The following is a 7,174-nucleotide window of genomic DNA, read 5'->3' as shown; positions in this document are numbered from 1 at the left end:
GCGTTCGGAGGCCTACTTTGTTTTCCCTCTGGCGCAAGGCACGCCGGGAAAACAGTGCGGCCTCGCGGCTACTGGGGTCTACCAGCCTTCGCTTCGCTCTCCATGGCTGGCAGCGATCGAAGCCTATGGAGAACGCTGGTCGATTGAATCCATGTTCAATCAACTGAAACTCTCCTGGGGCTTGAAAGAGGCCTGGCAACAAACCCGCCAGACGCTGCATCGTTGGGTGCACCTGACCTTGGTGGGTTATGGTCTGATCCAATTATTGGGCTATCTGGATGATCAGACCGTCAGGCAACTGTGTTGCCATTCGCCCTGGCGAAAGGACAATCCCACAACGGCAGGGCAGATCCGTAAAGGACTGCTACTGATTTTTCACCATGTCCCTGTCCGGCAGTGGTGGAACCGTAAATGCAGAAAATTCGAACCGCCCAATTGGCGAGGAAGTGAGCAGGATGCAGCAATCAGCGTATAGAACAAGCTCTAACGGGCAGTATGAACAAAATAGCAACTTTATTTCACCCGAAAATATACGGTGGAACAATGTTGCTTACTCTAAACTCTAGATGGACTTCTTCTTTCAAAAAATGGAGTGTTATCCCAATTGCGCCAAACGTCTTACTGTCGAGATAACCGAAGCGGAAGACATCGAACAACAGGCGCTCCTGGAATTTCGCAAGAAGCTGAAGACTTTTGGCGGCAAGCTTGCCATAGACGATTTCGGCTCCGGCTATTCCAACTGGGGCATACTTCGGGATCTCTCCCCCGATTTCATAAAGATCGATGGCTCGCTCATCCAACAGCTCGACTCCAACACGGAAGTGCGCATGGCCGTGCAGGCCAGCGTCTCCATCGCAAAAGCCCACGATATCCGCACTATCGCCGAATATGTCTCTACCCGGGAAATACAGACACATGTTCTGGAAATCGGCATCGACATGTCCCAGGGATACCTCCTTGGCCTGCCGTCGATGGAACTGCAACATGGACGAGCATCGGAGAACAGTCTGAAAAAAGAACCTTGTCCGTTGATTTGATTGGTTTAGTGCATACACACGCCCACTCTTTTACCTTGTTTTATGCATGGTTTTAATGGATGTGCTATAAATATTCGTCCGGTTTTTACAAAAGCGGACCAGAACCATGTCAAGCAAACATCCGATCATCGCGGTTACCGGTTCTTCCGGTGCAGGCACCACCACCTTCCGTCATATCTTCGACGACATCTTCCGGCGTGAAAACATCACCGCCTTCCGTATCGACGGCAACAGCTTTCGGCGTTACGACCGCAAGCGTATGCGACATTTCGTCGAGCAGTCCATCGAGCAGGGAAGCTGTCTGAGCCATTTCTCGCCGGAAGCCAATTTTCTCGACCGGCTGGAAGGCCTGTTCCGCGAATATTCCCGCTCAGGTACGGGGCTGGTACGCCGCTATGCGGAAAGTGAAGAGCTGGCAGAGCTCTATGAAGTGCCGGTAGGATCCTTTACCCCCTGGATGGAGGTTCCCTCGGGTACCGACCTGCTTTTCTATGACGGCATGCATGGCGGCTGTGCGGAAAATTCCTGGAGCCAGCGCAACCTGTCCGCATCCCACAATCCGGTTATCATCAAGCGGCGCAAGAAAATGAAGGAGCGCAAGATACGCGGTATCGATATCGCCCAGTGGGTAGACCTGCTCATTGGCGTGGTTCCCGTGATGAACCTGGAATGGATACAGAAGATCCACCGCGACACACACAAGAAGAGCCACTCCCCGGAGTCCATCACCCACACCATCATGCGGCGCATGTCAGACTACATCACCTACATCACGCCACAGTTTTCCCTCACGGACATCAACTTCCAGCGCGTGCCTCTGTCGGACACGTCCAATCCGTTCGAACTGCGGGAGATTCCCAGCCTGGACGAAAGTATCGTGGTGATCCGCTTCCGCGAACCCCAGCGTTTCTATTTCCCGGCCCTGTTGCGCCAGATCGACGGCTCCTGGATGTCACGGCGCAATACCATGGTGATCCCCGGCGGGCAGCTGAACCTCGCCATCAAGATCATCTGCACGCCCCTGGTGCATGAACTGGTTGAACGCTACCAGAACGCCCACAGGAAAGACTAAGACCACCTGTTGGAAGAACGGCTGTCAGAAAGGAGCGCCCAGATACATGAACATGGTGCTGTGATTCTCCTGTGCCGCCGCATAACCGACATACAGCGGGCCGATGAAGGTATCCAGCCCCAGGTAGACACTGCCACCTCCAATCCACCTGTCGCCGAAGTCCGAACGCTGATTCCAGGTATTCCCGGCCTCCAGTGTTGCCCCCAGATAGATGGGAACGATGCTGTTCTCATCCAGACGCCGCATGAAACCCACCAGTCCGTGGGCCATGTGCTGTCCCGACAGTTCGTAGCGGTCGAGGCCGGACAGGTTCAGGAAGCCCCCCAGAAAGAAGCGGCCATAGACCGGCGCATTTTCATTCCAGGTATAGCCGAGCTGGACGCGGCTCATGAAGCTGTATTTACCGACTCTCGTGGCCAGCCCCCAGTCTGCATCCACCTGTTCGAACGCGTTGTCGTCACCCCAGATGTTGGCGTGGCTGCGCACTTCCAGCTTCAGCCAGTGACCATCCGTGGGAAAGTAGAGATTGTCCAGGGTGTCGATACCCAGTCTGGCGAACAGCATGCCTTCATCGAAAGCGCCTTCGTCCGGATTGGGTCTGCCGACGAAGGTCTCTATATCTCCCTTCGCGCCACGCCATCCCAGGCGCAGTTCCCCCCAGCTTTCCAGGTTCATGCCGGCTTCCAGTGACAGCTGCCCCTTGTACTGGCGGTATTCGGCGACGTTCTGACCATCTTCATACTGGCCAATGGTCAGGCGGGTAAATTCCACCCTGGGATTGACGAAATAAGCACTGTCCGTATCCAGCGGCTGATAGAACTCGGCAAACAGCCGCGGCCTTTCCCCCAGTTCCAGGATGCTGCGGAACTCACCGCCCAGTTCGTTCACCGCCGTGCGCGTATAGCTCATGCCCAGGGTGATGGAGCTGCCACTGCTCCAGTCCCCCTGAAAATTGATGCCACCCTGCAGGTAATTCGGCCCCCAGGGTTTCTCCACCACATGGATACGCAGGCCGGTTCTGCCGTCTTTTTCCACCACTTCATAAGTCACCTGCTTGAACAGGTCCTGCCCGTACAGATAGCCGATACTCTGGTCCAGCTGTTCCGTCTCCAGGGGCTTGCCGATTTCCACTTTGAAATAGCGCTGAATGACCTTGTCCGCCAGGCGGGACTGATTGTCCACCACGACAAACTCGATCACCGGCTGCATGCGCTCAGCCTGCTCCTGCCCGGCGAGATAGTCCCGGTAGGCTTCGGCACCGACAGAGAGACGGGCCAGCCTGTCACGCTGGCCGTTGGCTGCCTCCACACCGGAGGGTATGGCCTTTATGGCGCTGGTAAAACTGGTGGTCGTCACATCACCGAGGGAGGGAACGATCAGCACATCACCGGCACCCATCAGGGCCAGGCTGGCTTCGGTGTTGCGCCGGGTCATGATGGTGGTCAGCTGGTCCGTAATCGAGAGTACGTTCTTCAGCTCTTCCCGGGTCGCCAGAGGGGTACTGACGTCCACCACGATAAGGCGCTCCGCCCCCATTTCCTGCACAATCTTCACCGGCAGGTTGTTACTCACACCACCATCCACCAGCAGCTTGCCGTTGATTTCCACCGGGGCGAAGGCACTGGGAATCGAGGCGCTGGCCCGCATGGACAGGGCCAGATCCCCTTTCTTCAGAACCACCGGCTGGCCGGTGGATATATCGGTCGCCAGCGCACGGAAAGGGATGCGCAGCTGATCGAAATCATTGATGGTGGCTACAGGCAGCGTCAGGGATTTGAGCAGCAGCAGTAGTTTCTGCCCCTGCAGCAGGCCCTGGGGCAACTCCAGCTCGCCATTGTTGAAACCGGCGGCAGAGCGCACCAGGAACTCCTCATCCTCGCGTTTGCGGCGGAAACTCAGGTCCTTGCGTTTGGGGCTGTCACTGAGGACATCCAGCCAGTCGTTACCCTTCAGCGCCTTTTCGATTTCCTCCGGCGACATACCGGAAGCATACAGGCCACCGATGATGGCGCCCATGCTCGTACCGGCGATGTAGTCGATGGGAATACGCAGTTCCTCGATCACCTTGAGCACACCCACATGGGCCGCGCCCCGCGCACCGCCACCACTGAGCACCAGGCCGATCTTCGGCCGGTGCTGCGCGGACTGCGCTCCGGCGCCGGCTGCCGGGAATGGGACAAGCAGCAACAGGTAAAGGATGGTCGCAAACAGTCTGTTCATGGCCAAAGGGTATAGCACATCAGGCACGAACAATCATGCGCACCGCATCCAGGCGCAGGCGGGTACGGGGCAGATAGTCCCGCAGCATCCGCTGCCGTTCATCGAGCAAGTGCAGCTCCCCCGCCGCCGTGCCGTCACTCAGTGCCTGCAAGCGCTGCTGCTCTTCCGTGAGTTCAGTTTCCATCTGTTCGAGCGCCTCCGCTATGATCTCATCACCCCTGGCTGTTGCCAGCCGTTCACCCTGCAGCAGCAGCCGGCGCAACATATCGGCCTGGGACTTGATCACCTGCCCCGCCGTCTGCCGGTCGCGGTGCAGTGATTTCCCCTGCAGCTTTTTGGGCGGCAGGGCGTGAGCATAGTCATTGCCCTTGCGGTCCAGCAACAGCCGGATAGGGGTGGACGGCAGGTAGCGGCCCGCCTCCAGCTCGGCTGGCGCGGTGCAGCCCAGTACAAAGATCAGCTCCAGCAGCAGCGTTCCTGCCGGCAGGGGGCCGGAATCCAGCACCACAAAAGCGGCGCTGCCCAGGTCGCTGCTGACAAGCTCTTCCATCGCACCACGCACCATGGGATGCTCCCATGTCAGGAACAGGCGGTCTTCATGCACCAGGGCGTCGCTGCGCGAAAAGGTCACGGTGGCGCCTTCTTCCGGCAGGCCGGGAAAACGCTCCTGGCGCATGTGCTCACCGGGATGCAGCACCAGCGACTGGCCGGGGCCGGGCTCATGCTCCACACCGAAGGCATCCCAGTAGCTGTGCATGTAGGTTCCCACCTCCGAATCCTGCTCCAGGTTCTCGATCTGTTCGACGAGGTTTGCAGCCACCTGCGGATCGCAGGACTGCAGTTCCAGCAGACGATCCCTGCCCCTGGCAAGGGACTCTTCCATCTCCTGCCGCCGCATGGCCACCTTGTTGACCAGGGCCTGGGTCAGCTCCGGCTCCACCAGCGTCTCGCGCAGCAGCATCCCGTATTCTTCATACAGGCTCACCGCCACCGCAGAAGGGCGGGCGAAGGCATTCACACCCTGGTGATACCAGCGGTACAGGGTCTCCACGGGCGAACCGGCAAACACAGGCAGATGCAGGTCGATGACCTGCCCCTGGCCGATGCGGTCGAGCCGGCCGATACGCTGTTCCAGCAGATCGGGCTGCAGGGGCAGATCGAACAGAATCAGATGACGGGCGAACTGGAAGTTGCGCCCCTCGCTGCCGATCTCGGAACACAGCAGGATCTGGCTGCCTTCCTCGGTATCGGCAAAATAGGCCGCGGCACGGTCACGTTCGACGATCTCCATGTCTTCATGGAACACCGCTGCGTGAATGGCATGACGGCTGCGCAGCCATTCCTGCAGCTGCAGGACGGTTTCCTTGTGCGCACAGATGAGCAACAGCTTCTGCGGCGCCATTTCCTGCAGCAGGTCCACCAGCCAGGGCAGGCGCGGATCGAAATCCAGCCAGTCTTCCACTTCCCGTTCGGGTGTGAGCGCCGCCTGGGCATCTTCGATCGCCTTGTAGGCTGCCGGCCATTCGAGTTGGGTGACATGCAGTTCACGCCGGGGAAAGCCTTTCACCGTGTGGCGGGTGTTACGGAACATGACCCGCCCGATACCGTGGCGGTCCACCAGGCGGCGTACGATCTGCTCCGTACTCAGCGCCGAAACATCACCGAGCAGTTCTTCGAGAAAAGCCTGTTGGCTGCCATCCAATGGCTTCCCATCCAGCAGCACCGCCGCCAGATCGGCCACTTGCTGGTAGTGTTCTTCTTCGGCCAGGAAAGCCGCATAGTCGGGATAGCGGTGTGGATCGAGGAGGCGCAGGCGTCCGAAATGTCCCACCCGGCCCAGCTGCTCCGGCGTGGCGCTGAGCAGCAGCACACCCAGGGCCTGTTCCGCCAGGGCTTCCACCAGGTCGTATTCCAGGCTGGACTCCTCTTCGGTCCAGTGCAGATGATGGGCTTCGTCCACGATCAGCAGGTCCCACTCCTCTTCCAGGGCGGCACGGGCGATCTTCGGTGAGGACAGCAGGAAGTCCACGCTGCACAGCACCTGCTGCTCATCGGCAAAGGGGTTGTCGGAATCGGAAGCGGCAAAACGCGCTTCGTCGAACAGGGAAAAGCGCAGGTTGAAACGCCGCAGCATCTCCACAAGCCACTGGTGCAGCAAAGCGTCGGGCACCAGCAGCAGAACCCGCTTCACCCTTCCTACCAGCAACATGCGGTGCAGGATCAGCCCCGCCTCGATAGTCTTGCCCAGGCCCACCTCATCGGCCAGCAGTACCCTGGGGATCAGCCGCCGGGCGGCCTGGTGGGCGATATACAGCTGATGGGGAATCAGGCTGATGCGCGGCCCCACCAGCCCATAGACTTCCGAACGGGCTTCGGCGACCCGCTGCTGCCAGGAGCGGTAACGCAGATCAAACCAGGTATTGCGGTCGATGCGCCCGGCGAGAAACTTCTCCCGCGGCCGGTTCATCTGCAGATGCGGGCTGATGGCAACCTCGCTGAGCACCTTGGTATTGCCGGCGGCATCCTGACAGTTGTAATAGAGCAGCCCGCCTTTTGCCATCGCTTCCAGCACCAGGAATTCCTGATCTGCCTCATCTTCGAAACGGTCACCGGGTTCGAGCACCAGGCGGGTGAGAGGCGCGTCAGGCAGGGCGTAGACCCGGGATTCCTGTACCGCAGGAAAAACCACCGTGAGGCGGCGGTGCTCGATCTCGGACACCATACCCAGCCCCAGATCCGGGTCCATGTCGCTCAGCCAGCGCTGGCCGGGGACGTAATCTTCTAAAGACAAAACAGTTCCTGCATTTCACGGGTTTCTTTGTGTGTGAGCATTGTACCGATTTGC

The 7,174-nt window shown here is 59.1% G+C and carries 5 protein-coding genes; 3 read left to right on the top strand and 2 right to left on the bottom strand.

The annotated features are described in order from the left end of the window. From ACOCD2_RS00800 to ACOCD2_RS00790, 3 genes are all read left to right on the top strand, one after another. Window positions 1-475: hypothetical protein (locus ACOCD2_RS00800; RefSeq protein ID WP_419593571.1), on the top strand; the 475-nt coding region annotated here is incomplete at its 5' end. Window positions 476-587: 112 nt separating this feature from the next. Beyond that, the gene (locus tag ACOCD2_RS00795) at window positions 588-1,037 is read left to right on the top strand and encodes an EAL domain-containing protein (protein WP_293650042.1); all 450 of its coding nucleotides are present in this window, start codon (window positions 588-590) and stop codon (window positions 1,035-1,037) included. 106 nt (window positions 1,038-1,143) lie between these two features. Next, window positions 1,144-2,109, top strand: a complete 966-nt coding sequence (locus ACOCD2_RS00790; protein ID WP_293650041.1) for a phosphoribulokinase — start codon at window positions 1,144-1,146, stop codon at window positions 2,107-2,109. Between the two features lie 24 nt (window positions 2,110-2,133). Here the strand turns inward: ACOCD2_RS00790 and ACOCD2_RS00785 are convergent, their stop codons facing one another. Together ACOCD2_RS00785 and rapA are read right to left on the bottom strand one after the other, a co-directional pair. Continuing rightward, entirely contained in the window at window positions 2,134-4,329 is a 2,196-nt protein-coding gene (locus ACOCD2_RS00785; protein WP_293679485.1) for a patatin-like phospholipase family protein, read from the bottom strand. A gap of 19 nt (window positions 4,330-4,348) precedes the next feature. Further along, window positions 4,349-7,120 carry an RNA polymerase-associated protein RapA gene (gene rapA / locus ACOCD2_RS00780; protein WP_293646140.1) on the bottom strand — a complete coding sequence of 924 codons (2,772 nt, stop codon included), beginning with the start codon at window positions 7,118-7,120 and terminating at the stop codon, window positions 4,349-4,351. Window positions 7,121-7,174: the final 54 nt, after the last annotated feature.

Origin of the sequence: Thiolapillus sp. (assembly GCF_048562965.1) — a bacterium.
GTDB lineage: Bacteria > Pseudomonadota > Gammaproteobacteria > Chromatiales > Chromatiaceae > Thiolapillus > Thiolapillus brandeum_A.
The sequence above is the reverse complement of the archived record's forward strand: the minus strand, read 5'-3'. Positions and strand labels throughout refer to the sequence as shown.